Below are 24,840 nucleotides of genomic sequence, written 5' to 3'. Positions count from 1 at the left end.
CCCTCCTCGAACTCACAGCGGACCGTGATGGGGCAGGCCCTACGCTGTGACCATGACCCCTGAGCGCCACCACGACCCCGCGGATCTCGCAGACGAGTTCGCGCGGCCCGTGGCTCCCGACGACCCGGGCGACCTCGCGGTGTCACGCGAGGAGCACGGCCCCGACCTGCCGAACATCCCGCTGCTGGACGACTCGTTGAACCACGCGGTCGAGGTGAAGCCGACGTGGCGGGGGTGGATCCACGCCGGCACCTTCCCCGTCGCCATCGCGGCGGGCATCGTGCTCATCTGCCTCGCGCAGGGTGCGCCCGCGAAATGGGCCTCGGCCGTGTTCATGCTGACGTCGATGCTGCTGTTCGGCAACTCGGCGCTGTACCACCGCTTCAACTGGAAGCCGAAGACGAAGGTCGTGCTCAAGCGCATCGACCACGCGAACATCTTCCTGCTGATCGCGGGCACCTACACGCCGCTCGCCATCCTCGCCCTCCCGCCGGCGAAGGGCTGGCTGCTGCTCGCGATCGTGTGGGGCGGGGCCCTGCTCGGCATCGGGTTCCGGGTGTTCTGGATCCATGCGCCGCGCTGGCTGTACGTTCCGCTCTACCTGCTGCTCGGCTGGGCCGCGGTGATGTACCTCGGCGACCTGCTCGCGGCGAACGTCGCGATGATGGTGCTCGTCATCGTCGGCGGCCTGCTCTACACGGTCGGCGCGGTCGTCTACGGCCTGAAGAGGCCGAACCCGTGGCCCGGCGTCTTCGGCTTCCACGAGATCTTCCACGTGTGCACGGTGCTCGCCTTCATGTGCCACTGGACCGCGACGCTGCTCATCGCGATGGCACCGGTCTACCACGTGGGCTGATCGACGCCGGCGTCCGGTGGCCAGTCGCGACGAAGGACCGCGTCGAGACCCGCCCCGAGCTACTCGGTCGGGCGGTCGGGCGCCTCGCCCGAGGCATCCGGCCGGTCGTCGCCCTCGCCGAACTCGGCGAGCTCCGCGTCGCGTGCCGCCGCCTCGTTCTCGGCGTCGATCTGCGCGCGCACCTGCGCGCGGTAGTTGGTGCGGCGGATGCGGCGGACCATGTCGAGGACGAGCAGCAGCACCGCCACCATCACGAGGAACGTGACGACGAAGCCCCATACGCCGGGGGTGACCGTGTCGGGGTCGAACTCCTCCTTGCCGTCGGCGAGGACCAGCGTCGCCGAGGACAGCAGGGAACGGACGGAGTCGACGAGCATCGGCCAGCCTTTCGGGGATGGATCCTGCCCTCAGGGGGCGGGTTTAGGCTTGATGCAGCCTAGTCGATCCACCTCCGAAGGAGCCCCGTGACCACGTCGCTCGACGAACGGTACGGCCGCACGCGCCGCAACCGCTCGCGTGATCGGTTCCTGCTCATCGCCGGAGCCGTCGCGGTCGCCGTCGTGATCGTCGCGTGGGTCGTCTGGGCCGGCCTCGACGGCTCGAAGCCGCAGGTCGAGGTCACCGACACCGGCCACCGGCTCATGAACGAGGAGCGCGCGGTCGAGGTGAGCTGGAACCTCTCGGTCCCGCCCGGCAACGAGACCGCTTGCATCGTGCAGGCCCTCAACGCCGACTTCGCCATCGTCGGCTGGAAGACGATCATCGTGCCGCCGTCGACCGAGCACATCCGCGCGCTCACCGAGACCGTTCGCACGGCGCAGGAGGCGAACACCGGTTTGATTTACCGCTGCTGGCTCACCTAACATGGGTCATTCGCCCCGACCCATGTCGGGGCGACACGTCTATCCGGCGCGGCTTCGCGGGCTCCATGCCCGCGAGGGGGACCGCACCGGGTATCCCGACACAGGAGTGTGCATCATGGCGCAGGACGCCACTGTCACCTGGCTCACCCAGGACGCCTACGACCGACTCGCGGGCGAGCTCGAGCAGCTCTCGACGACCGGTCGCGAGGAGATCGCGAAGCGCATCGAGGCGGCCCGCGAAGAGGGCGACCTCAAGGAGAACGGCGGCTACCACGCTGCGAAGGACGAGCAGGGCAAGATCGAGGCCCGGATCCGCCAGCTCAAGGAGCTGCTGAAGACCGCCGAGGTCGGCGAGGCGCCCGCGTCGAAGGGCATCGTCGAGTCGGGCACCGTCATCACCGCCGTGATCGCCGGCGACGAAGAGACGTTCCTCATCGGCAGCCGTGAGATCGCCGGTGATTCCGAGCTCGACGTGTGGAGCGAGCAGTCGCCGCTCGGCGCCGCCATCCTCGGCCTCAAGGTCGGCGAGAAGACGAGCTACACCGCGCCCAACGGTCGCGAGATCGCCGTGGAGATCACGAGCGTCGACACCTGGGGCGGCCAGTAGTCGCCCGCGACCGGTCCAGCGCGAAGAGCGGATGCCTCGGAGGCATCCGCTCTTCGCGTCTCGGCGGCGAGCAGCACCGGTTCAGGAGCTGTTCAGGACGAGACCACGAGGATCGTCCTGATTCCGCGCCGGTCTCCTGAGACGGCGGCTGCTCAGTCGTCGAGCACGACCGGTTCGTAGCCGGCACGGCGCAGGACTTCGACGACCTCGGCGCGATGCTCGGGCCCGCGCGTCTCGACCGAGATGTCGATCTCGACCTCGGAGATCTGCATGCCGCGGCCGTGGCGCGTGTGCAGCACCTCGACGACGTTCGCATGCGAACCCGCGAGCAGCTCGGCGACGCGCACGAGCTGGCCGGGCCGGTCGGGAAGGCCGACGCGGACCGTGAGGTAGCGGCCGGAGGCGGCGAGCCCGTGCGCGATGACGCGCTGCATGAGCAGCGGGTCGATGTTGCCGCCCGAGAGCACCGCGACCACCGGGCCGTCGTTCGGCACGGCCCCCTTCATGATCGCGGCGACGGCGACGGCACCGGCGGGTTCGACGACGAGCTTCGCGCGCTCGAGCAGCACGAGCAGTGCGCGAGCGATGTCGTCCTCGGTGACGGTGACGACCTCGTCGACCGCGTCGCGGATGATCTCGAAGTTGAGTTCGCCGGGCCGGTAGACGGCGATGCCGTCGGCGATGGTCGGCACGACCGGCACCGTCTGCGGAGCCCCCGCCGCGAGCGAGGCGACGTACGGCGCCGCGTTCTCGGACTGGACGCCGATGATCCGGATGCTGCGCCCCTCCGCCGCGGCCCGCTGCTTGGCCGCACTCGCGATACCGGCGGCGAGGCCGCCGCCGCCGATCGGCACGACGATCGTCGTGGCGTCGGGCGCCTGGTCGAGGATCTCGAGCCCGAGGGTGCCCTGACCCGTGACGACGTCGACGTGGTCGAAGGGCGGGATCACGACCGCACCGGTCTCCGCCGCGAAGGCGGCTGCCGCTTCGAGCGTCTCGCCGACCGAGGCTCCCGCGAGCACGACGTCGGCGCCGTAGGCCTTCGTCGCCTCGAGCTTCGGCAGGGCGACGCCGACCGGCATGAAGATCGTGGCGCGGATGCCGAGCTCGCGTGCGGCGAATGCGACGCCTTGGGCGTGGTTGCCGGCCGAGGCGGCGACGACGCCGCGCGCTCGCTCCTCCGGCGTCAGCGAGGACATGCGGTGGTAGGCGCCGCGCAGCTTGTACGAACCCGTGCGCTGCAGGTTCTCGCACTTGAGGCGCACGGGCGCGCCGAGCACCCGCTCCAGGTAGCGGGAGGACTCCATCGGCGTCGTGCGGGCGACGCGGGCGACGATGTCACGGGCGGCCTCGAAGTCGGCGAGCGCGGGGCCGGCGATCGTGTGGTTCAACTCGTTCATTCTCCTCGCTGGAAGCCGGGACGCTGCGGGACGGTGCGCCACAGCGGCGAACGCACGGCGACGGTCGACGGCGGGGCGTCGTCCTTCCAGTCGCCGCTCGAGATGTACAGGATCATCACGTTGACGACCGCCGCGACCGGCACCGCGAAGAGCGCGCCAGGGATGCCCGCGAGGAACGACCCGGTCGCGACTGCGACGACGACGCCCAGCGGATGCACCTTGACCGCGGTGCCCATGATGAGCGGTTGCAGCACGTGCCCCTCGATCTGCTGCACGAGCAGCACGATGCCGAGCATGATCACGGCCGGCCAGAAGCCGCTGTACACGAGCGCGACGAACACCGCGAGTGCACCCGTGACGACGGCGCCGACGATCGGGATGAACGACCCGAGGAACACGAGGATGGCGATCGGGATGGCGAGCGGCAGCCCGAGGAAGAACGCACCGAGTCCGATGCCGATCGCGTCGATCGTCGCGACGAGGATCTGCACGCGGACGAAGTTCTGCAGCGTCTCCCAGCCGGCCTGGCCGGCACCGTCGACGGCGGTGCGTGCCCGTCGTGGGAAGATGCCGACGATCCAGTTCCAGATGCCACGGCCGTCGATCAGCATGAAGAGCGTGGCGAAGAGGGCGAGCAGCATGCCGGCGAGGAAATGACCGACCGTCGATCCGAGCGAGAGCGCCCCGCTCCAGATGATGCCCATGTCCTGCTGCACCGCGGTGACGGCCTGCTCGACCCAATCGTTGAGCTGCGCCTCGGTGATGTGCAGCGGACCGGCGAGGAGCCAGGCACGGAAATCGTCCCACGCGACGAGCGACTGGGCGGTGAGTTCGTCGGCCCCGCGCACGATCTGCCAGATGCCGAGCGTGAGCAGTCCGCCGACGACGGCGAGTGCGGAGAGCATCGCGACGGCGACCGCGAGCCACTTCGGCCAGCCGTGCCGCCGGAGGAACGCGGAGAAGGGCACGAGCAGGGCGCTGAGGAGCACCGCGACGAGGAGCGGGATCAGGATGAGCCGCAACTGGATGACGAGGAAGACGACGACCGCGAGCACCCCGGCGATCAGCAGCAGACGCCACGACCATGCACCGGCGAGGCGGACGCCGTAGGGCACGCTCGACTCGACATCACCGCTCGCGGGTTCGTGGACCTGCTTCGCCGCCGGCTCGGGCGCAGCACCGAAGCCGAACCATCGTCGTGCGCGTCGTCCGCCTCGTCCCGCCCCGCCCGAGTCCGCCATTCATCCAGTCTAGGCACGGCGTATGCGCACCTCGGCATGCCGTGCCCGGGGCGGGCGCCGCTCGCCGATGTCGGTGGCGGACGCTAGCGTCGGTGTCACCATGGTCGACGTCGTCAGTCCCGCCCTCGCCCGCCGCATCGCACTGGCCGCGCAGGGCTTCTCCCGCCCGCACCCCGAGGCCGCCGGCACCCGCGCCCTGAACGGCGTGGTCGACCGGCTCGGCCTGCTCCAGATCGACTCGGTCAACGTGTTCGAGCGCAGCCACTACCTGCCGGCCTTCAGCCGGGTCGGCGACTACGACCGGTCGCTTCTCGATCGCATCACGTCTGGCCGTCGCGGGCGCATGGTCGAGTACTGGGCGCATCAGGCGGCGTACATCCCGCGCGAGCTGTGGCCGTTGTTCGAGTTCCGGCGCGACGAGTACCGGCAGGCCGGCAACGACTGGGGCGGCTGGGTGGCCGACGAGCACGGGCTCGCCGGCTGGCTGCGCGCCGAGCTGACCGAGAAGGGTCCGCTCCGCGCGAGCGAGATCGAGCACGATGCGAACGTGCGGCGCGGCCCCTGGTGGGGCTGGTCCGACGTGAAGCGCACCCTCGAGATGATGTTCCGCACCGGCGACGTCGTCTGCGTCGACCGGCAGCGGTTCGAGCGCGTCTACGCCCTGCCCGAGCAGGCGCTGCCCGCCGAGCTGCTCGACGCGTCTCCGCCCGTCGACGAGGCCGTCCGCACGCTCGTCGCGCTCGCGGCCAGCGCCTACGGCATCGCCACCGAAGCCGATCTCGCGGACTACTGGCGCATGAAGCGGGCGCCGGTGCGCCAGGCGATCGCCGAGCTCGAGGCTGCCGGCGTGCTCCTCCCGGTCGAGGTACCCGGTTGGCGCACCGGCAGCCGGGCGACGCCGGCCTGGCTGCATCGCGATGCGCGGCGGCCGCGCCGCATCGAGACCGTCGCGCTGTTGTCGCCGTTCGATCCGGTCGTGTGGTTCCGCCCACGCACCGAGCGTCTGTTCGACTTCCACTACCGCATCGAGATCTACACGCCAGAGCCCGACCGCCGGTTCGGCTACTACTCGCTGCCGTTGCTCATCGACGATCGCGTGGTCGGCCGGGTCGATCTCAAGAGCGACCGCAAGGCGGGCGTCCTGCGCGTGCAGTCCGCGTGGACCGAGCCCGATGCCCCGGCAGACACGGCGGCGCGGCTCGTGCCCGTGCTTCGCCGAGCGGCGGCCTGGCAGGGTCTCGACGACGTGCTGGTCACCGGTCGTGGCGACCTCTCCCCCGCGCTCGCGGCCGAACTCGGGTCTGCTGCGCAGCTCGTCGGGGTCGGCTAGAAGCTGCCGCCCATCTCCTCGAGCCGCTTGACCCGATCGGCGATCGGCGGGTGGGTCGCGAAGAGTCGGCTCATGACGCCCGGCTTCAGCGGGTCGGCGATCCAGAGGTGCGCCATCGACGAGTTCTGCCGCTGCATCGGCCGGCCGTACGCCTCGAGCTTCTCGAGGGCCCGCGCGAGGGCGTCGGGATGCCGCGTGGTCATCGCCCCCGTCGCGTCGGCGAGGTACTCGCGCTGTCGGGAGACGGCGAGCTGCACGAGGCTCGCGACGAGCGGCGCGATGAGCATCGCAACGAGGCCGAACACCATGACGATCGGGTTCGAGTTGTTGTTGTTGCGACCGAAGAACGCCATGCGCACGAACATGTCGGAGATGAAGCCGACCGCGACCACGAGCCCGAACACGATCATCGACAGCCGGATGTCGTAGTTGCGCACGTGCCCGAGCTCATGCGCCATGACGCCCTCGAGCTCGGCGTCGTCCATGATCTCGAGGAGACCCGTCGTCGCCGCGACGACGGCGTGCTCGGGGTCGCGGCCGGTCGCGAACGCGTTGGGCGCGGGGTCCGAGATCACGTAGACGCGCGGCATCGGCGTGCCCGTCGCGATCGAGAGGTTCTCGACCGTGCGCCAGAGGCGCGGGTGGTCGGCCTTCGACCGGACCTCGATCGCCCCCGACATCGAGAGCGCCTGGCGGTCGGCCGTGAAGTACTGGATGAGCGCGTACCCGGTCGCCACGACGAGCGTCACGACGACGATCGTGAGGTCCTGGTAGACGACCGCGGCCAGCCACCCCAGCCCGCCGATGATGGCGAGGAAGAACAGGATGATGAAGACGGTGTTGCGCTTGTTCCTGGCGATCGCGCGATACAAGGCCGGCCCTCAGAACTGGACGCGCGGAGGCTCGGCGATCGCCGCCGCCTCGGTGACCTCGAAGAAGTCGCGCTCGTGGAAGCCGAGGCCCCGAACGAACAGGGTGTTCGGGAACACCTTGATCTTCGTGTTCAGCTCGCGCACGCCGCCGTTGTAGAACCGGCGCGACGCCTGGATCTTGTCTTCGGTGTCGACGAGCTCGGCCTGCAGCTGCAGGAAGTTCTGGCTCGCCTGCAGCTGCGGGTACGCCTCGGCGACCGCGAAGATCGACTTCAGCGCCTGCTGCATGTGGTTCTCGGCGACGCCGGCCTCTGCGGGGCCCTGCGCCTGCAGGGTCTCGGCGCGTGCCTGCGTGACGGACTCGAACACGCCCTTCTCGTGCGCCGCGTAGCCCTTGACCGCCTCGATGAGGTTCGGGATCAGGTCGGCCCGGCGCTTGAGCTGCACGGTGATGTCGCTCCACGCCTCGTCGACGCGGACGTTGAGGGTGACGAGCGAGTTGTAGGTGGCCCAGAGGTAGATGCCGATGATCACCACGAGTGCGACGACGATGATGACGGGGATGAGCCATTCCATGGCACGGACTCCTAGCGCATTCGGCGGCAGAACTGGGGCGTGAACAATCCTACCGATCGGTCTCGTCGCGGAACGGCCTTCCCATGAGACTCGGAGGAACCCCGCGGCGGGCTCCGGGGCGGGGCACCGGAGAGGCACAGCGTGTGACGGAGCACCCCGAGCCGGCCCCCGGGGTTAGGCTCTGGGTGTGACGGAGCGCATCCCCCGACGGCGCCCGGGTCGCCCCCGCGGCGCGAAATCGGGTGACACCAGGGCGCGCATCCTCGCCGCCGCGACCGAGGAGTTCGGCGAGCGCGGCTACGAAGCGGCGTCGATGCGGGCGATCGCCCGTCGCGCCGGCGTCGATCCCGCGCTCGTGCACCACTACTTCGACGACAAGCAGCACCTCGTCACCGAGGTCGTCGAGGTGCCGCTGCAACCCGACCGCCTCGTCGCCGGCGCGCTCGACGGCCCGCTCGACGGCCTGGGCGACCGGCTCGTGCGCGCAGTGGTCACCGCGTGGGACTCGGCGACGGTGCGCCCGGCCGCGGTGGCCGCCCTGCGATCGGCGATCGGCCAGGGACCGGTGTCGCGGATGCTCCGCGAGTTCCTGCGACGCGAGATCATGCACCGCATCGCGGAGCACCTCGACGAACCCGACGCCGAGCTCCGCGCCGAACTCGCCGCGTCACAGCTCGTGGGCGTCATCATGGTGCGCTACGTGCTCGAGTTCGAGCCGGTCGCGTCGCTGCCGACCGACGAGCTCGTCGCCCGTGTCGGCCCGTCGGTGCAATGGCACCTGACCGGACGTCCTCCGGGGTCTTGACAGGGCACCCGCGCAGGCGAATTATTCAGCACATGGTGAATAGCTCGGATGCCTCGTCACCGCCCCCGCACCGGGGCGCCCACGCGATCGCGGGATCGGGGGCGGCGGTCGTCGCCGAGGACCTCCACGTCGTGCGCGGTGGTGCCGCGGTGCTCGACGGCCTGTCCCTTGCGGTGCCGAGCGGCATGATCGTGGGGCTGCTCGGCCCGAGCGGCAGTGGCAAGACGACGCTGATGCGCTCGATCGTGGGCGCACAGGTCGTGAAGTCGGGACGAATCGAGGTGCTCGGCCGCCCGGCCGGCAGTCGGGAACTGCGACGCCGGGTCGGCTACGTCACGCAGCAGGCGAGCGTCTACGACGACCTCACCGTGCGGCAGAACATCTCGTACTTCCGCCGGGTGCTCGGCGCGCCGGCGGGCGACGCCGACCGGGTCATCGACCGCACGGATCTGCGTCCGGTCGCCGATCGGCTCGTCGGCTCGCTGTCGGGCGGGCAGCGCGGTCGCGTCTCGCTCGCCGCCGCCCTGCTCGGCAGCCCCGAGCTGCTCGTGCTCGACGAGCCGACCGTCGGGCTCGACCCGGTGCTCCGGGTCGACCTCTGGGGAATGTTCCGGAACCTCGCCGACGAGGGCACGACGCTCCTGGTCTCGAGCCATGTGATGGACGAGGCGAAGCGGTGCGACCGGCTGCTGCTGATGCGCGACGGCGCGCTGCTCGCCGACGACACGGTGCAGGGCGTGCTCGAGGTCACGGGCACCGACGACGTCGAGACGGCGTTCCTCCGGCTCATCGATCGAGGCGAGCCCGACCTGAGGTCGCTCGACGACGAGCAGAGCGGTGCGCACGGCCGTCACGAGGAGGAACCGCGATGACGCCCGCACGGACCCTCGCGACCACCGGCCGGGTGCTCGGTCAGATCCGGCACGATCACCGCACGATCGCGCTGCTGCTCGTCGTGCCCAGCCTGCTCATCGGCCTCGTCGCGTGGATCTTCGTCGACACCGACGTGTTCGCCGACATCGGCCCCGCGATGATCGCGCTGTTCCCGTTCATCGTGATGTTCCTCGTGACGAGCATCGCGACGCTGCGCGAGCGTCGCAGCGGCACGCTCGAACGGCTGCTGGCGATGCCGCTCGGCAAGGGCGACTTCATTCTCGGCTACGCGCTCGCCTTCGGCCTGCTCGCCGTCGCGCAGACCGCGATCGTCGTGTCGTTCGCCGTCTGGGTGTGCGGTCTCGAGATCGAGGGGTCGATCTGGCTGCTGTTCGCGGTCGCGGTCGCCGACGCGCTGCTCGGCACCGCGCTCGGGCTGCTCGCGAGCGCGTTCGCGCGCACCGAGTTCCAGGTCGTGCAGTTCATGCCGCTCATCGTCTTCCCGCAGATCCTGCTCGGCGGCATCTTCATCCCGCGCGACCAGCTTCCCGCAGGGCTCGAAGAGATCAGCGACTGGCTGCCGCTCAGCTACGCGATCGACGCACTCCAGGCGGTCGCCGCCGACAGTGAGTCGACCGAGTGGATCATGGTGAGGATCCTCGCGATCGCAGCATGGATCGTCGGCTCCATCGTGGTCGGCTCGATCACGCTGCGTCGACGAACGCCCTGACGCGGTTCTCACGCGCGTCTCCCCACTTTCGAGCGCGTCTCTCGACAACGACATCGCCGGGGGAGCATGATCGTCACACCGTTGTCCCTCGACCGGAAGTGAGCGATGCGCAAGAAACTGTTCGCGGCCCTCGCGGCCCTCGCCACCGTCTGCGGCCTCGCCGTCGGTGCCGCCCCCGCCCAAGCGTCGACCGGCGGCTCCGCCGACGGCGAGCTCCACCCCGATGTCGGGCTGATCGCGTTCTACGACAGCACCGGCCGCTACCGCTGCAGCGCGACGCTCGTGTCGCCGACGGTCGTCATCACGGCGGCGCACTGCACGCTCGGCACACTCGGCAAGACGCTCGTGACGTTCGACACCTTCCTCGACGACGCTCCTCCGAGTTTCCTCCCGACCGCCGCCGACCCGGCCGTGGGTTACACGGCCGACGAGCTCGCCGACGCGGGCTACCTCTCGGGCACGGCGTACACGCATCCGCAGTACTCCGACTTCACCGACACGAAGAACTGGAACGACGTGGGCGTGATCGTGCTCGACGAGCCGGTGGCCTCGCACGGCGACGGCTACCCGCAGATCGCGGAGACCGGCACGCTCGACGGCATCGCGCAGCGGGCACTGTCGAAGACGCTGTTCACGGCGGTCGGCTACGGCACCGAGGTGCGGCAGGAGGGCGACAACATGAAGCCCGAGCCCGAGAGCTACCCGATCCTGCGCCGGTACGTCGACATGCCCGGGCAGAAGCTCACGCCGCAGATCCTGCAGACCAACGGCAACGAGAAGGACCCGTGGGGCACGGGCGGCACCTGCTTCGGCGACTCGGGCGGGCCGGTCTTCCTCGACGGCGAGCTCGTCGCGGTGACGAGCTACGGCTACACCTCGAACTGCCGGTACCTCGGTGGCTACCAGCGCGTCGAGATCCCCGTCGTCGACGAGTGGCTCGCGGAGTTCGGTCTCTGACCGACGCTTCGACCGGTGAGGGCGGGTGCCGAACGGCACCCGCCCTCGCTGCGTCGAGGATCAGGGGTTCGCCGCGTCCCGTCGAGCTGCGCCGGTCGGGCGGGTGCCGCCCGGTGTCGTGCCGAGCACCCGGTCGAGGTAGGGGTTCGCGAACCGCAGCTCGGGGTCGAGCTCGTCGCGAACCGCGAGGAAGTCGTCGAAGCGCGGGTACACCTCGCGCAGCGTCTCGGCGGTCTGCGTGTGCATCTTGCCCCAGTGCGGGCGTCCGCCGTGATCGCGCATGATCGCCTCGACGGCGGCGAAGTACTCGCGCTCGTCCTCGCGGAAGTAGCGGTGCACGGCGATGTAGCCAGACTCGCGCCCGTGGGCCGTCGAGAGCCAGTTCTCGTCGGCCGCGGCCGCGCGGACCTCGATCGGGAAGCTGATGCGCCAGCCCTCCCGCTCGATGAGCGCCCGAACCTCGCGGAGGGCGTCGGGCACGTCGGCGAGCGGGATCGCGTACTCCATCTCGCGGAAGCGCACGGTGCGGTTCGTGACGAACACCGAGGGCGAGAAGTCGGCGAAGTCCCGCCCGCTCTGCAGCCGCTCGACCTGGCGCGCGAAGAACGGGATGACGCCGGGTGCGGCCGTGCCGAGCGCGCAGACTCCGCGGAAGACGCCGTTCGCGAGCAGCTCGTCGTCGAGCCAGCGCGAGACGCGACCGAGCGGCTTCCGCGGGGCGTCGCCCGGGAGCCGCGTGTTCGTCTTGGTCATCGCGACCTCGGTGTGCGGATGCCAGTAGAACTCGAAGTGGTCGACGGCGCGCACGCGCTGCAGCCACCCGTCGAGCACGTCGGTGAGCGGCTCGGGCCGCTCGATCGCGTGCAGCACGAAGCGCGGCACGAGCTGCAGGGTCACCTCGACGAGCACGCCGAGGGCGCCGAGCCCGAGGCGCACCGCGGGCAGCAGCTCGGGATGCTCGGTCTCGCTCACGGTGACGAGCTCGCCCGTGCCGGTGACGAGCTTCGCGGCGACGATCTGCGTCGCGAGGCCGCCGAAGCCGAGCCCGGTGCCGTGGGTACCGGTCGACGTGGCACCGGCGATCGTCTGCTTGTCGATGTCGCCCATGTTGGCGAGTGCGAGGCCGTAGGGTGCGAGCAGCGCCGGCAGCCGGTGCAGCGGGGTTCCTGCGCCGAGCGTCACCCGTCCGGTCGCGACATCGGCGTCGATGATGCCCGAGAGGTCGGCGAGGTCGAGCTGCACACCGGGCGCGACCGCGATGCCGGTGAAGCTGTGCCCCGAGCCGACGGGCTTGATGCGCAGGCCCGCCGCAGCCGCGGCCTGCACGGCGCGCTGCACCGCCTCGGGCGAGTCGGGTCGTTCGACGCGCAGCGGCCGCACCGCCTCCGTCCGGCCCCAGTTGCGCCAGGTTGCTCCGGTCGCGGTCACAGGAACGCCATCCCTTCTCCCCGGTACGTCGGGATCATCGCCACGGTGTCGTCGCCGTCGACGACGGCGAACTCGTTCAGGTGTTCGGCGAGCTCGCCCGACTTGGTGTGCCGGAACCAGACGCGGTCGCCGACGGCGAGCGAGCGAGCGGCGCGGCCCGACACCGGGGTCTGCACCTCGCCCGCCATCTCGCGGGGCTCCATCACGAGCCCCTCCGGCCACACGATGCGCGGCAGCCGGTCGGCCGCGGGCGGCCCCGAGGCGATCCAGCCTCCGCCGAGGATCGTCGCGTGCTTCGCGCTCGGGCGTCGCACCACGTCGAGCGCGAAGGCGGCCGCCGGCGCCGGCGTGAAGTGCTCGTAGCCGTCGAAGAGGTGCCCGCCGAAGAGACCCGAGCCCGCGGCGATCTCGGTCACCGACGGATCGGCCGAGGTCCGCTCGAGCGAGCCCGTGCCGCCGCCGTTGACGAACTCGAGGTCGGCGACCTCGCGCACCGCCGCGACGGCGCGGGCGCGGCGCTCGAGGAGTTCGGGCATCGAGCGCGACTGCATCCAGCGGTTGACCGCTCCGTCGACGGGGCGCCCCTCTGGGCGGTTCACGACGCCTGCGATCTGCGCCTCGTACGACATCATGCCGACGAGCTCGAAGCCCGGCCGCTTCGCGATGTACGCGGCGAGCGCACCCGCGTCGGCGGGCTCGTGCACGGGCGACCGGCGCACGCCGAGGTGGCCGAGCACCGGGGCGTCCCAGGAGGCGTCGAGCTCGAGGCAGACTCGGATGCGCTCGCGCCGGCCGGGCGGCAGCACGGAGTCGACGAGGTCGAGCTGCGCCGGCGAGTCGACCATGAGCGTGACCCGCGCGGCGAAGTCGGGGTCGGTCGCGAGTCGCCTGATGCTGCCCCGCTCGGCGGTCGGGTAGCCGACCACGACGTCGTCCACGGTGTCCGCGAGCCAGAGCGCCTCGGCGAGCGTGTACGCGAGCACGCCCCGGTAACCGGGCATCGCGAGCAGGGCCTCGACGACGCCCCGCACGCGCACCGACTTCGACGCGACGCGGATCGGCGTGCCGTTGGCGCGCCGCAGCATGTCGAGGGCGTTGTGCCGCAGGGCGCCGAGGTGGAGCGCGCCGACGGGGGCGTCGAGATGGCGCGTCGCCTCGGTCAGCCGCGGCCAGTACTCCGCCGGACGGCGCCAGCTCGAGGCATCCGCGGCCGGGGTGCCGGTCTTGCGCAGGTCGAGGCCGGCCATCAGCGCACGCTCCGCACCCGCGCGACCGCGAACGCCCCGGCGGTCGAGAGCGCCGCACCGAGGAGGAAGACGAGCATGAACGAGCCGGAGACGACGACCGCGGCCGCACCGATCATGGGGGCGACCGCCTGCGGCACGGCCGAGGCGATGTTCATGATGCCGAGGTCCTTGCCTCGACTGGCGGCGTCGGGCAGCACCTGCGTCGCAAGGGCCTGGTCGACGGAGAGGAAGCAGCCGTACCCGAGGCCGAGCATGCCGGCGGCGACCATGGCGACCGTGAGATCGGGGAAGAGCGCGAGCAGCAGCGCGGCGACGCCCTGCAACGCCGAGGCGACGAACACGAACTGCTTGCGGCGTCCGAGACGGTCGGAGAGCCGGCCGCCCACGAGCGAGGCGAGGATCACGAACACCATGTAGACGAGCGTCAGCACGATGAGGTCGTCCTCGGCGTGCTGGTCGTTCAGCTGGAACATGAGGAAGTAGAGCAGCAGGCTCGTGCCGAGCGCGTTGCCGGTCGAGACCAGCACGCGACTGAGCAGCGTCCAGCCGAAGTCGGGGTGCTTCCGCGGGCTGATCCAGAACCCCGCGATGACGCTCCGGAGTGTCATCGGGGTGCGCAGGGCGCGCTCGAGCGGCTCGTCGTGCCGAGTCAGGAAGGGCACGGCGAGCACGACGAGCAGCACCGCGAGCAGCAGGTAGCCGAGTGCGGCGTCGGTCACGAGCTCGGTCACGAGGATGAGCCCGACGATGATGCCCACCGCCTGCGGCGCAGACATCCACCCCGAGACGAAGCCGCGTTGGTTGACCGGCACCTGGTCGGAGATCGTCGCGGTGAGCGCGGCGGTCATGATGCAGAACCCGACGGATGCCGCGACCCATGCCGCGCCGATGGCCCACATCTCGGTCTGCCAGCCGAGGAGCACGAGCGAGGCGGCGAAGACGAGCGCGCCGATGAGGATCCACGGCCGGCGACGGCCGAACCGGCTCGTCGTGCGGTCGGAGAGCGCGCCGGTCAGGGGGTAGGCGATGATCGTCGCGACCGCGGCGATCCCCGAGACCGTTCCGAACGCGACGACCGAGTCGACCCAGTGCTCGGGCTGCAGCTCGGCGTCGATCTGCGCGGGCAGCAGCAGCTGGACGGGGGTGAGCTGCGCCATCCAGATACCGAGCCAGACGGTCGCGAACGACGCGATCCAGCCGGCGCCGACGCGGCGCGTGGGCTCGGCGAAGGCGGCGGGGGCCTCGGGGCCGGCCCCGCGGGGGGCGGCCGGGTCGATGCGGGTCATCGGGGGTCTGCCATTCTCGAGACGGCGTCGGCGGCGGCCGCCGCGACGCGGGCCGCGGCCGCGTCATCGCGGTCGACGAGCCAGGTGATGGTGAGGCCGTCGCTGAACGCGACGAGCACGCGGGCGACCTGGTCGACGGGCAGGCGCCACGTCGTGCCGGTGAGCTCGGCGGCGGCGGCGAGCGCCTCGACGAGGAGGTCGACGTACCGCGCGTACTGCGCGATCGCGAGCGGGTGCCGCTCGGGCGAGCGGAGGGCGTACTGGGTGAGCTCGAGCATCGCCTGCTCGTGCTCGGGGTCCTCGCGCAGGTGCTCGAAGTATCGCAGCATGCCCGCTTCGAGGAGATCGCCCAGGCTCGCGCCCTGCTCGGCGGCAGCAGCGAGTTCGTCGACCGCGATGGCCTTCCGCTCCCGGGCGACCACGACGCCGATGAGCTCGTCGATGAGCTCGTCGCGTGATTCGAAGGCGTAGTGGAAGCTTGCGAGGCTCATGCCTGCCTCGGCGACGATCGCGCGGGTCGTCGCTTGTGCGAGCCCTTCGCGGGAGACCACGCGCAGCGCGGCCTCGGTGAGCGCTGCGCGGCGCTCGGCCGCCGACATCCGCGTCATCGCGTTCTCCTGCTCCTTCGCGGGGCACGGCGCGCAGCGATGCGCCGACCGTGACTGGGACAATTGACCCAGTTGCAACAGTATGCAGCATCGGGACAGAGATCGCCACGCCGGGCGCTACGCTCGCATCATGCGCCTCGGGGTTCTCGACGTCGGTTCGAATACCGTGCACCTGCTCGTGGTCGACGCCCACCCGGGCGCTCGGCCGATCCCGACCGCGTCGCACAAGTCGGTGCTCCGCCTGATGCGCTACCTCGAGCCAGATGGCGCGATCAGCGCCGAGGGCGTCGCGGCGATCCTCTCATCGGTCGGCGACGCCGCGAAGGCGGCGCGCGAGGCCGGCATCGACGAGTTGCTCGCCTTCGCGACCTCGGCGATCCGGGAGGCTGCGAACGGCGAACACGTGCTCGATCTCGTCGAGCGCGAGACGGGCGTGCGGCTCGCCGTGCTGAGCGGTGACGACGAGGCCCGCCTCACCTTCCTCGCGGTGCGGCGGTGGTTCGGCTGGTCGGCCGGCCGCATGCTGCTCTTCGACATCGGCGGCGGCTCGCTCGAGATCGCCCAGGGCGGCGACGAGGTGCCCGACGTGGCGCGATCGCTGCCGCTCGGCGCCGGGCGGTCGACCGTGGCCTTCCTGCCCGACGATCCGCCCTCGAGCGATCAGGTCGATCGACTGCGCGAGCACGCGCGCGCCGTGCTCGCGGGAGCGGTCGCCGACTTCGCGGGTCTCTCCTCCCCCGACCACGTCGTCGGCTCGTCGAAGACGATCCGCTCGCTCGCGCGCCTGGCCGGCTGGACGGAGGACGGCGTCGGTTCCGATGAGCGCAGCATCCTGCGGCGCAAGGGCCTCGACGACTGGATCCCCCGACTCGCCCGTATCCCCGCGGACGCACGTCCAGCACTGCCGGGCATCACGGCCGACCGCACGTTCCAGATCGTGGCGGGTGCGGTGGTGCTGTCCGAGGCGATGCGCGCCTTCGACGTCTCCGAGCTGGATGTCTCGCCCTGGGCCCTGCGCGAGGGCCTGATCCTGCGTCGACTCGACCTGATGGAGTGATCCGCGGCGACTGGCGGCGGCACACCACGCAGAACGGCGGCGGTCGCGCACCTTCGTGCTCGACCGCCGCCGTTTCGATCGTGTTCGTCAGCCGGCGAGCGCCTTGGCCTTCAGCTGGTCGTACTCGGCCTGGGAGATCGCACCCGAGTCGAGCAGGCCCTTGGCTTTCTCGATGTCGGCGGCCGCCGAGCTGCCGCCGGCCCCCGCGACGCTACGGATGTACGCGTTGGCCTGCGCCTGCGCGTCCGCCTGCTCCTGCATCCGACGCTCCGACATCGACCGGCCCCGTGCGATCAGGTAGATGAACGCGGCGAGGAACGGCAGGAACACCAGGAAGACGACCCAGAGCGCCTTCGCCCAGCCGTTGAGCGTGTGGTCGCGGAAGATGTCGATGATGATCGTGATGAAGATCCAGATGCACGCGATCATGATGTAGATCCAGAAGAGCCAGACGAGGAAGTCCCAGAAACTGTTCATTGGCGTGCCCTTTCGTCACTCCGCGAGACCGTCGCGCGCGAGGATGCCTCGAAGCTACTCCTGCCCCGACCGAGCGCGCATCATTCGATTCGAGTGACGCCGAGCGTGTCGTAGGTGGCGAGCGGCACGATGCCGGACGCGGCAGCGGCCACCCGCTCGTCGCCGGCGACCAGGACGTCGGCCTGCAGCGTCGCGACCGCGAGGTACTCGGCGAGCGACGGATCTTCGAGGTCGAGCTGTCGTGCCAGCCGCCAGGCGGTCGCTCGTGAGACGCGATCGCCCAGGAGCCGCATGCGGAGCGAGGCGAGGCCCTCGAGAGCAGTGCGTGCGTCGCGCTCGTCGAGCCGGCCGTCGCGCACCTCGCGGTAGAGCAGCGACATCGCGTGGCTGCGGATGAGGGACGGTGCGACGAACGGGTGCGTCGCCTCGGCATTCCGCCCGTCGCGGATGAGACGCAGTGCCGTCACCGCATCGATCGCGTACCTGGTCGTCTCAGGGTCGCCCATGGCTCCAGTGAACCCCTCGCGACCGACATCGTCGAGCGACGGTGACCGGCGCGCGTGTCGTCGTGCCCGTGCCCGTGCCCGGTGCCCCCACTGGGACTCGAACCCAGACTTGAGCTTGGGCCGAGGACCCAGCGCCGCCTGCCGCCGGTGCCCCCACTGGGATTCGAACCCAGACTTGAGCGGGTTTAAGCCGCCTGCCTCTGCCGGTTGGGCTATGGGGGCGTTGTGCGCGCAGACGCAGAACGCGGCGCCGCCCCGAGGGGCGACGCCGCGTCACAGCATAGTCACGACCGTACCGCTACTTGGCGGCGACGGGCTCCTTCTCGGCCGACTTCGCCGACTTGGCCTTCGCCGCGGCCTTCGCGTCGGCGGCCGGTGCAGGGGCCTCGGCGGCCGGCGGCTTCGGACGCGCGGCGAACGCCTCGAACTGTGCGCGCGGCTGCTGCAGTGCCGAGAGCGACACGATGTCGCGACCGAGCCAGAAGTTGTTCCACCAGCCCCAGAAGACGCGGAACTTGCGCTCCCAGCTGGGCATGGCCAGGCCGTGGTAGCCGCGGTGGGCGAACCATGCGAGCAGGCCCTTGATCGCGAGCTTGCCCGACTGGAACACGCCCGAGCCGATGCCGAGGCCGGCGACGGCACCCAGGTTCTTGTGCACGTAGTTCTTGGGCTCTTCACCGCGCAGCACGGCGACGATGTTCTTCGCGAGCAGCTTGCCCTGGCGCACGGCGTGCTGCGCGTTCGGCACGCAATAGCCGCCGACGCCGCCGCCGGTGAGGTCGGGCACGGCCGAGATGTCGCCGGCCGCCCAGGCGTCGGCGACGATCTCGTCGTCGTCTTCGCCCCCGACCCGCAGGTCGGCGCGGGTCTTGATGCGGCCGCGCTCTTCGACGGGCAGGTCGCTCGAGCGGACGATGGCGGGGTTCGCCATCACGCCGGCGGTCCACACGATGAGGTCGCTCTCGAAGCTCTCGCCGGTCGACAGCTCGATCTTGCCGTCGACGGCGCTCGTGAGCTGCGTGTCGAGGTGGATCTCGGCGCCGCGCTGGGCGAGGTGCTTGATGACCCAGTGGCTCGTCGGCAGCGAGACCTCGGGCATGATGCGGCCCATCGCCTCGATGAGGTGGAAGTGCGTCTCGTCGAAGGTGAGCTGCGGGTAGTACTCGAGCAGTGCGCTCGCGAACGAGCGGAGCTCGGCGAACACCTCGATGCCGGCGAAGCCGCCGCCGACGACGACGAACGTGAGCAGGCGCTCGCGCTCGGGCCCGGGCGGGAGGTTCGAGGCCTTGTCGAAGTTCGTGAGCACGCGGTCGCGGATCGCGACGGCCTCTTCGACGGTCTTCAGGCCGATCGCGTTGTCGGCGATGCCGGGGATCGGGAAGGTGCGCGAGACGGCGCCGCCCGTGACGACGACGACGTCGTACTCGAACTCCCAGGGCTCACCGAGCTCGGGGGTGATGGTCGCCGTCTTCGACGCGTGGTCGATCTTGGTGACCTTCGCGGTGACGACGTTGGTCTTCTTGAGGTGGCGGCGGTGCGAGGTGACCGAGTGGCGCGCCTCGATCGACCCGGCTGCGACCTCGGGCAGGAAGGGCTGGTACGTCATGTACGGCAGCGGGTCGACGACCGTCACCTCGGCCTCGCCGGGACGCAGCCACTTCTCGAGCTTCCACGCCGTGTAGAACCCCGCATAGCCACCGCCGACGATGAGAATCTTGGGCACGGTGAATGGACTCCTCAGTATCTGGTGGATGCGACCCGGTGCGCGCGATCAGTGGTCGCGCGTGCGTACCGCTCGCCTGGTGTGCCGAATGGCGCCGATGCCCAACAGCGCTGCTAGCGTACCAAATCCTGCGACCAACGAGAGCGGCACGGTGATGTAGGCGAGCGTCCACGGCGTCGGCAGCATGGTCGCCGTGCCCTCGTCGGCGGGTGGCGGCGGGTCGGCGATCGGCACGATCTGCTGTTCGGTCGCCTCGGGGGTCGGCGTCGTCGACGTGGCTCGGCGGTGGATGGTGATCCACTCCTCGAGGCTGCCGAGCGGGTTCGCGTCGACCGGCTCGACGTCGGCCTCGAGCGCTGCGACGGGATCGATGAGCCCGTGGCCGTACAGCGGGCTGGGCACCTCGTGCCCGTCGGGGTCGGCGGTCTGGATGACGCGGTTGATCACGTTGGCCGCATCGAGGTCGGGGTACTCGGCGCGGACGAGCGCGACGAGCCCCGAGACGAGGGGCGCCGCGCCGCTCGTGCCGCTCCAGATCGCGACGCGACCGTCGGGCCGCACGCCGACGAGGTCTTCGCTCGGTGCGGCGACCCCGAGCGTGATGCCCTGGGAGCTCGCGTCGAGGCTCGCGTTCTTCTCCTTGTCGACACCCGCGACCGCGAGGACGCCGGGGATCGTCGCCGGCGCACCGACCTCGGTCGTGCCGTTCCCGCGGTTGCCGGCCGCGGCGACGACGACGACGTCGTGCTCGAAGGCGTAGGTGAACGCGTCGTCCCAGCTCTCGGGCCAGTCGCGGGTGTTGCGGGTGAGCGACATGTTGATGACGTCGGCCCCGTTGTCGACGGCCCACTTGACGCCCTCGGCGATCTGCTCGTCGTTCGACTTCGCGGCCCCCGTGTCCTGGCCGAACGCGACCGACACCGTCAACAGGTCGGCCTCGGGCGCGACGCCGATGACGCCGTTGCCCTCGCCCGTGCCGCGGCCGGCGAGGAGGGAGGCGACCATCGTGCCGTGGGCGCTCTCGTCGGGGTCGCCGACCGGCGTCTGGCCGTCGGGACTGCCGAGGCCCGAGACATCCGTGCCGCCCTTGACGACGCCCCGGAGCTCGGTGACGTTGCCGTTCACTCCCGTGTCGATGATCGCGACCGTGACGCCCTTGCCCTGCGTCGTCGACCAGGCCGTCGTGAAGCCGTAGTCGCCGAGCCAGTACTCGTAGTCGCGCACGGTGTCGGCATGCGCGGGTGCCGCGCCGCCGAGCGCGACGGCGACGGCCGCGACGACGGCGACCGCCGACTTCGCGGCGGTCGCACGCGCGCGTGCGATGCGGCTCGGGCGGGTCATGCCTCGTCGACTCCGTAGTCGGGGCACTTGCAGACGTCGGGCGACCAGCTCGACCGGGCGAGCGCGAGGTCGCCGATCGGGTTGGCGCCGGGGCCGGCGGCGAGCGCATGGGCCGCGAGCGCGTGCAGGCACTTCACGCGGGTCGGCATGCCGCCGGCGGAGATGCCGGCGATCTCGGGGACGTCGCCGAAACCCTCGCGGTCGGCGAGGTAGTCGCGGTGGGCCTGCTCGTAGCCGGCGCGCACCTCGGCGTCGTTCGCGAGCAGCTCGCTGAACTCGACCATGAGCTGGCCGGCCTCGAGGAACGACATCGCGGCCGTCGCGGCCGGGTGCGACAGGTAGTAGAACGTCGGGAACGGCGTGCCGTCGGCCAGCCGCGGCGCCGTCGCGACCACGGTCGGATTGCCGCAGACGCAGCGGGCGGCGATGCCGACGACATTGCGCGCCGGACGGCCGAGCTGCGCGGAGACGACGGCGAGATCGCGCTCGGTGACGGGTTCGAAGGGCGGGCGGGTCATCGGCCGTCCTCCGTCGCGGGTGCACCGGTCGGCGCCGTCGTCGCGGGGGCGTCGCTCGCCGGCGCGTCGGTCGCGCCGGCTTCGGGCGCGAGCCCCGCGGTCATCACGGAGTCGAGCAGGGTGCGCATCCAGTCGCCCTTCGATTCGGTCACTTCGGCTGAGACGGCCGTCGTCTCGTCGGTCTTCGCGGCCGCGTCGCGGTCGTCGATGACGAGGTAGCTCACCTCGCCCGGCATCACGTAGTAGAGCCGTTCACGCGCCTGCGTGACGATGAACGTCTCGTCGTTCCATCGCTCGCGCTCGTCGCGGAGCCGCTGCACCTCCTCCTCCTGCGCGGAGACGGCGGCCTTGAGCTCTGCGAGCTGCGCACGCTGCTGGGCGAACGCCGCGATCGTCGGCGCGAGCACCACGACCGCGAGCACGAGTATGCCCAACATGATCAGCGAGAAACCTGAGAATCGGATGCCGCTGAGCCATCCCGCTCGCGTCGCCGACGCAGCACCGGCGCCGGCGGAGGCGGTGGAGCGGGGCTTGGCGCCCCTCGGCTTCGCACTCGAGGACGAGGCGTGCGTGCTCGTCTTCGACGGCTTCGCGGTCGACGACGATTTCGCGGACCGGGAGGAATTCGCGCTCGACCGGGCGCGCTTCGCCTCGCCCGCGTCGGACGCCGGGCCCTTCGCCGGCGACGCCGGCTCCGAGGCATCCGCCCTCGGCTTCGACCTCGGCACGCGCGAGCCGGCAGGGTTCGCGGGCCTGCGGGGGGTGCGGGACGACTCGCCGTTCATCGCCCTCCTCATGACGGCCCGGAATGCGACGACGGGGGCGGCCACCCGGCCGCCCCCGTCGCGATGTCGCTACGCGATCACGCCGTGAAGCGCGGGAACGCCGTGCGGCCGGCGTACACCGCGGCCTCACCGAGCTCTTCTTCGATCCTCAGAAGCTGATTGTACTTCGCCACGCGCTCGCTCCTCGCGGGCGCGCCCGTCTTGATCTGACCCGCGTTCGTGGCGACCGCGAGGTCGGCGATCGTCGTGTCCTCGGTCTCGCCCGAACGGTGCGAGAGCACCGCGGTGTAGCCCGAGCGCTGCGCGAGCGACACGGCGTCGAGGGTCTCGGTCAGCGTGCCGATCTGGTTGACCTTGACGAGGATCGAGTTGCCCGCGTGCTTGCCGATGCCGTCGGCGAGGCGCTTCGGGTTCGTGACGAACAGGTCGTCGCCCACGAGCTGCAGCTTGCCGCCGAGCTCGGCGGTGAGGGCGGTCCAGCCCTCCCAGTCGTCCTCGGCGAGCGGGTCTTCGATCGACACGAGCGGGTACGCGGCGGCGAGCTCGGCGTAGTAGGCGCTCATCTCGGCCGACGTGCGGTCCTTGCCCTCGAAACGGTAGGCGCCGTTCTCGAAGAACTCGGTCGACGCGACGTCGAGGCCGAGCGCGATGTCGGTGCCGAGCGTGAAGCCGGCCTTGCCGATCGCCTCCGAGATGAAGTCGAGCGCGTCGCGGTTCGACGCGAAGTCGGGCGCGAAGCCGCCCTCGTCGCCGAGGCCGGTCGAGAGGCCCTTGGCCTTCAGCAGGCCCTTGAGCGCGTGGTAGGTCTCGACGCCCCAGCGCAGGCCCTCGGAGAAGGTCGGCGCACCGACCGGGAGGATCATGAACTCCTGGATGTCGACGCTGGTGTCGGCGTGCGCACCGCCGTTGATGATGTTCATCATCGGCACGGGCAGCACGTGCGCGTTCGGGCCGCCGAGGTAGCGGAACAGCGGCAGGTCGGCCGAGTCGGCGGCGGCCTTCGACACGGCGAGCGAGACGCCGAGGATGGCGTTCGCGCCGAGGCGGCTCTTGTTGTCGGTGCCGTCGGCCTCGATCAGGGCGGCGTCGACGAGGCGCTGGTCGCTCGCGTCGAGGTCTTCGATGGCCGGGCCGAGCTCGTCGAGCACGGCGTCGACGGCCTTCTGCACGCCCTTGCCGAGGTAGCGGTCGGCGTCGCCGTCGCGCAGCTCGTACGCCTCGAAGGCACCGGTCGAGGCGCCCGAGGGCACCGCGGCGCGGGCGAGGGTGCCGTCGTCGAGCAGCACCTCGACCTCGACGGTCGGGTTGCCGCGCGAATCGAGAATCTCGCGCGCACCTACAGCTTCGATGAATGCCACAGTGGACTCCTCTGTGATGGGGGTGACTGGTGGACGACGCCGTCGTGATCCGCGCCCAAGTCTAGAGGTCGAGGATGTCTCGTGCTCGCCGCGTGACTCCCCGCGGCCGCCCTACGCCGTGAGCTCGCGGAACTCGAGCGACGCCGCGCCGTTCGCCTCGGCGTTCACGGTCGCGAACGCGTCGAACCCGTCGGCGGTGACGCGGTCGAGCAGGGCGCGCAGGTTCTTCACGCGACGCTCGAGGCGCACCCGCGACCCGGAGGCCACGAGTTCGGCCTTGATCGCGAGGAGGCGCTCGGCGGGGACGTTCCCGTCGTGCACGAGCACGACCGCACGGGGGCGCGCGTCGTCGCGCACCTCGAGCAGGTCGACGATGCGCTCGAAGCCGATGGAGAAGCCGCACGCCGGCACCTCCTGGCCGAGGAACCGCCCGATCATGTGGTCGTAGCGGCCTCCGCCGCCGAGCGAGTAGCCGAGCTCGGGGTGCGCGATCTCGAAGATCGTGCCGGTGTAGTAGCCCATGCCGCGCACGAGGGTCGGGTCGAACTCGATCGCCGCCTCGGGCATCGCGTCGCGGAGGGCGAGCAGGTCGGCGTACGCGGCGCCGTCGAGCCATGCGGGCGGGGGCACGACGCCGTCGGCCAGGTGCCAGTCGGCGCTCGTGAGCCCCTCGAGGGCCGTCGCGACGTCGGCGTCGGCCGTGACCGCACCGAGCTCGGCGAGCTCGTTCGCCACTCCCCCGACCCCGATCTTGTCGAGCTTGTCGATCGTGATGAGCGCACGCTCGCGCAGGTCGTCGGGCACGCCCCACGACGCGAGGATGCCCTGCAGGATGCGCCGGTCGTTGATGCGGATCGTGCAGCCGGCGAGCCCGAGCGCGTCGAGCGTCGCGACGGTCGCGGTCAGCAGCTCGAGCTCGGCGAGCGGCGTCGCGTCGCCGATGACGTCGATGTCGCACTGCACGAACTGGCGGTAGCGCCCCTTCTGCGGGCGCTCGGCACGCCAGACGGGCGCGATCTGGATCGAGCGGAACACGGGCGGCAGCGCCGCGCGGTGGGTCGCGTAGAACCGCGCGAGCGGCACGGTCAGGTCGTAGCGCAGGCCGAGGTCGGCCAGTGCGAGGGCGTCGCCGGATGCCGCGGCCGAGGCGAGGTCGTCGGGGGTGAGCCCGCGCTTCATGACGGCGAAGGCGAGCTTCTCGTTGTCGCCGCCGAGTCCGGCGTGCAGGCGTGACGAGTCCTCCATGACCGGCGTCTCGATCTCGTCGAAGCCGTGCGCCGCGTAGACGCCGCGGATCACGCCGAGGGCGTGCTCGCGTCGGGCCTTCTCGGCGGGGAGGAAGTCGCGCATGCCGCGCGGGGGCGTCACGTTCTGGGCCATGCGCCCCATTCTTCCA

The 24,840-nt window shown here is 71.0% G+C and carries 27 protein-coding genes and 1 tRNA gene; 10 read left to right on the top strand and 18 right to left on the bottom strand.

What is annotated here, in order from left to right; genetic code table 11:
- Positions 1 to 52 precede the first annotated feature (52 nt).
- On the top strand, positions 53 to 856 hold the full coding sequence (locus LR269_RS09010; protein WP_308191636.1) for a hemolysin III family protein: 804 nt from the start codon (positions 53 to 55) through the stop codon (positions 854 to 856).
- A 59-nt stretch (positions 857 to 915) separates the two neighbouring features.
- Here the strand turns inward: LR269_RS09010 and LR269_RS09005 are convergent, their stop codons facing one another.
- Entirely contained in the window at positions 916 to 1,233 is a 318-nt protein-coding gene (locus LR269_RS09005) for a hypothetical protein (RefSeq protein ID WP_231430404.1), read from the bottom strand.
- Positions 1,234 to 1,320: 87 nt separating this feature from the next.
- On the opposite strand from LR269_RS09005, the gene LR269_RS09000 reads away from it, so the two are divergent.
- Complete coding sequence (locus LR269_RS09000) at positions 1,321 to 1,719, top strand: DUF4307 domain-containing protein (RefSeq protein WP_231430402.1); 399 nt, start codon at positions 1,321 to 1,323, stop codon at positions 1,717 to 1,719.
- Between the two features lie 115 nt (positions 1,720 to 1,834).
- Positions 1,835 to 2,326 (top strand): transcription elongation factor GreA, encoded by a 492-nt coding sequence (gene greA, locus LR269_RS08995; protein ID WP_231430401.1) that lies wholly within the window; start codon positions 1,835 to 1,837, stop codon positions 2,324 to 2,326.
- Between the two features lie 152 nt (positions 2,327 to 2,478).
- Here the strand turns inward: greA and ilvA are convergent, their stop codons facing one another.
- Positions 2,479 to 3,726 (bottom strand): threonine ammonia-lyase, encoded by a 1,248-nt coding sequence (gene ilvA / locus LR269_RS08990; protein WP_231430399.1) that lies wholly within the window; start codon positions 3,724 to 3,726, stop codon positions 2,479 to 2,481.
- Positions 3,723 to 4,967 (bottom strand): AI-2E family transporter, encoded by a 1,245-nt coding sequence (locus LR269_RS08985; RefSeq protein ID WP_231430398.1) that lies wholly within the window; start codon positions 4,965 to 4,967, stop codon positions 3,723 to 3,725. The genes ilvA and LR269_RS08985 overlap by 4 nt, the downstream gene beginning before the upstream one ends.
- A 100-nt stretch (positions 4,968 to 5,067) precedes the next feature.
- Here LR269_RS08985 and LR269_RS08980 point away from each other — a divergent pair, with 100 nt between their 5' ends.
- Positions 5,068 to 6,297, top strand: a complete 1,230-nt coding sequence (locus LR269_RS08980) for a winged helix-turn-helix domain-containing protein (RefSeq protein ID WP_231430397.1) — start codon at positions 5,068 to 5,070, stop codon at positions 6,295 to 6,297.
- Here the strand turns inward: LR269_RS08980 and LR269_RS08975 are convergent.
- A complete protein-coding gene (locus LR269_RS08975) occupies positions 6,294 to 7,169 on the bottom strand; it encodes a M48 family metalloprotease (RefSeq protein WP_231430396.1) in 876 nt (291 codons plus the stop codon). The two genes, LR269_RS08980 and LR269_RS08975, sit on opposite strands and share 4 nt — an antisense overlap.
- Before the next feature lie 9 nt (positions 7,170 to 7,178).
- Entirely contained in the window at positions 7,179 to 7,745 is a 567-nt protein-coding gene (locus tag LR269_RS08970; protein WP_231430395.1) for a LemA family protein, read from the bottom strand.
- Positions 7,746 to 7,932: 187 nt separating this feature from the next.
- Between LR269_RS08970 and LR269_RS08965 the strand changes: the two genes are divergently transcribed.
- The 4 genes from LR269_RS08965 to LR269_RS08950 all read left to right on the top strand — a co-directional run bounded on the left by LR269_RS08965 (position 7,933) and on the right by LR269_RS08950 (position 11,110).
- Complete coding sequence (locus LR269_RS08965; RefSeq protein WP_231430394.1) at positions 7,933 to 8,550, top strand: TetR family transcriptional regulator; 618 nt, start codon at positions 7,933 to 7,935, stop codon at positions 8,548 to 8,550.
- Positions 8,551 to 8,582: 32 nt separating this feature from the next.
- Positions 8,583 to 9,422 (top strand): ABC transporter ATP-binding protein, encoded by an 840-nt coding sequence (locus LR269_RS08960; RefSeq protein ID WP_231430393.1) that lies wholly within the window; start codon positions 8,583 to 8,585, stop codon positions 9,420 to 9,422.
- Positions 9,419 to 10,153, top strand: coding sequence for an ABC transporter permease (locus LR269_RS08955; RefSeq protein WP_231430392.1), 735 nt, complete (start codon positions 9,419 to 9,421; stop codon positions 10,151 to 10,153). Before LR269_RS08960 ends, LR269_RS08955 begins: the two co-directional genes overlap by 4 nt.
- 105 nt (positions 10,154 to 10,258) lie before the next feature.
- Positions 10,259 to 11,110 (top strand): trypsin-like serine protease, encoded by an 852-nt coding sequence (locus LR269_RS08950; protein WP_231430391.1) that lies wholly within the window; start codon positions 10,259 to 10,261, stop codon positions 11,108 to 11,110.
- A gap of 60 nt (positions 11,111 to 11,170) precedes the next feature.
- Here LR269_RS08950 and LR269_RS08945 read toward each other — a convergent pair whose 3' ends face one another.
- The 4 genes from LR269_RS08945 to LR269_RS08930 are packed head-to-tail and all read right to left on the bottom strand — an operon-like array spanning position 11,171 to position 15,679.
- Complete coding sequence (locus LR269_RS08945; protein WP_231430389.1) at positions 11,171 to 12,538, bottom strand: D-arabinono-1,4-lactone oxidase; 1,368 nt, start codon at positions 12,536 to 12,538, stop codon at positions 11,171 to 11,173.
- Entirely contained in the window at positions 12,535 to 13,785 is a 1,251-nt protein-coding gene (locus LR269_RS08940; protein WP_231430388.1) for an alanine racemase, read from the bottom strand. The genes LR269_RS08945 and LR269_RS08940 overlap by 4 nt, the downstream gene beginning before the upstream one ends.
- Positions 13,785 to 15,071, bottom strand: a complete 1,287-nt coding sequence (locus tag LR269_RS08935; protein ID WP_231430386.1) for an MFS transporter — start codon at positions 15,069 to 15,071, stop codon at positions 13,785 to 13,787. The genes LR269_RS08940 and LR269_RS08935 overlap by 1 nt, the downstream gene beginning before the upstream one ends.
- Entirely contained in the window at positions 15,068 to 15,679 is a 612-nt protein-coding gene (locus tag LR269_RS08930) for a TetR/AcrR family transcriptional regulator (RefSeq protein ID WP_231430385.1), read from the bottom strand. Before LR269_RS08930 ends, LR269_RS08935 begins: the two co-directional genes overlap by 4 nt.
- A 130-nt stretch (positions 15,680 to 15,809) precedes the next feature.
- Here LR269_RS08930 and LR269_RS08925 point away from each other — a divergent pair, with 130 nt between their 5' ends.
- Positions 15,810 to 16,736, top strand: coding sequence for a Ppx/GppA phosphatase family protein (locus LR269_RS08925; RefSeq protein ID WP_231430383.1), 927 nt, complete (start codon positions 15,810 to 15,812; stop codon positions 16,734 to 16,736).
- An 87-nt stretch (positions 16,737 to 16,823) separates the two neighbouring features.
- On the opposite strand, the gene LR269_RS08920 is transcribed toward LR269_RS08925, so the two are convergent.
- The 7 genes from LR269_RS08920 to LR269_RS08890 form a co-directional block, all read right to left on the bottom strand.
- Complete coding sequence (locus tag LR269_RS08920; RefSeq protein WP_231430382.1) at positions 16,824 to 17,213, bottom strand: SHOCT domain-containing protein; 390 nt, start codon at positions 17,211 to 17,213, stop codon at positions 16,824 to 16,826.
- Between the two features lie 80 nt (positions 17,214 to 17,293).
- Positions 17,294 to 17,719, bottom strand: a complete 426-nt coding sequence (locus LR269_RS08915; RefSeq protein WP_231430381.1) for a type II toxin-antitoxin system VapC family toxin — start codon at positions 17,717 to 17,719, stop codon at positions 17,294 to 17,296.
- 148 nt (positions 17,720 to 17,867) lie between these two features.
- A tRNA-Leu gene (locus LR269_RS08910) sits at positions 17,868 to 17,941 on the bottom strand.
- A 76-nt stretch (positions 17,942 to 18,017) separates the two neighbouring features.
- A complete protein-coding gene (locus LR269_RS08905; protein ID WP_231430380.1) occupies positions 18,018 to 19,442 on the bottom strand; it encodes an NAD(P)/FAD-dependent oxidoreductase in 1,425 nt (474 codons plus the stop codon).
- A 48-nt stretch (positions 19,443 to 19,490) separates the two neighbouring features.
- Positions 19,491 to 20,783 (bottom strand): S8 family serine peptidase, encoded by a 1,293-nt coding sequence (locus LR269_RS08900; RefSeq protein ID WP_231430379.1) that lies wholly within the window; start codon positions 20,781 to 20,783, stop codon positions 19,491 to 19,493.
- On the bottom strand, positions 20,780 to 21,301 hold the full coding sequence (locus LR269_RS08895) for a DUF501 domain-containing protein (protein ID WP_231430377.1): 522 nt from the start codon (positions 21,299 to 21,301) through the stop codon (positions 20,780 to 20,782). Before LR269_RS08895 ends, LR269_RS08900 begins: the two co-directional genes overlap by 4 nt.
- Entirely contained in the window at positions 21,298 to 21,738 is a 441-nt protein-coding gene (locus LR269_RS08890) for a septum formation initiator family protein (RefSeq protein ID WP_231430375.1), read from the bottom strand. Before LR269_RS08890 ends, LR269_RS08895 begins: the two co-directional genes overlap by 4 nt.
- Here LR269_RS08890 and LR269_RS08885 point away from each other — a divergent pair.
- Positions 21,737 to 22,174: a hypothetical protein gene (locus LR269_RS08885; protein ID WP_231430374.1), complete on the top strand. Its 438-nt coding sequence runs from the start codon at positions 21,737 to 21,739 to the stop codon at positions 22,172 to 22,174. The two genes, LR269_RS08890 and LR269_RS08885, sit on opposite strands and share 2 nt — an antisense overlap.
- Here LR269_RS08885 and eno read toward each other — a convergent pair.
- Entirely contained in the window at positions 22,164 to 23,444 is a 1,281-nt protein-coding gene (gene eno, locus LR269_RS08880) for a phosphopyruvate hydratase (protein WP_231430372.1), read from the bottom strand. The two genes, LR269_RS08885 and eno, sit on opposite strands and share 11 nt — an antisense overlap.
- 111 nt (positions 23,445 to 23,555) lie before the next feature.
- Positions 23,556 to 24,824: a histidine--tRNA ligase gene (gene hisS, locus LR269_RS08875; RefSeq protein WP_231430370.1), complete on the bottom strand. Its 1,269-nt coding sequence runs from the start codon at positions 24,822 to 24,824 to the stop codon at positions 23,556 to 23,558.
- Positions 24,825 to 24,840: the final 16 nt, after the last annotated feature.

This window comes from Agromyces sp. S2-1-8 (assembly GCF_021129215.1).
GTDB classification, from domain to species: Bacteria; Actinomycetota; Actinomycetes; order Actinomycetales; family Microbacteriaceae; genus Agromyces; species Agromyces chromiiresistens.
The sequence above is the reverse complement of the archived record's forward strand: the minus strand, read 5'-3'. Positions and strand labels throughout refer to the sequence as shown.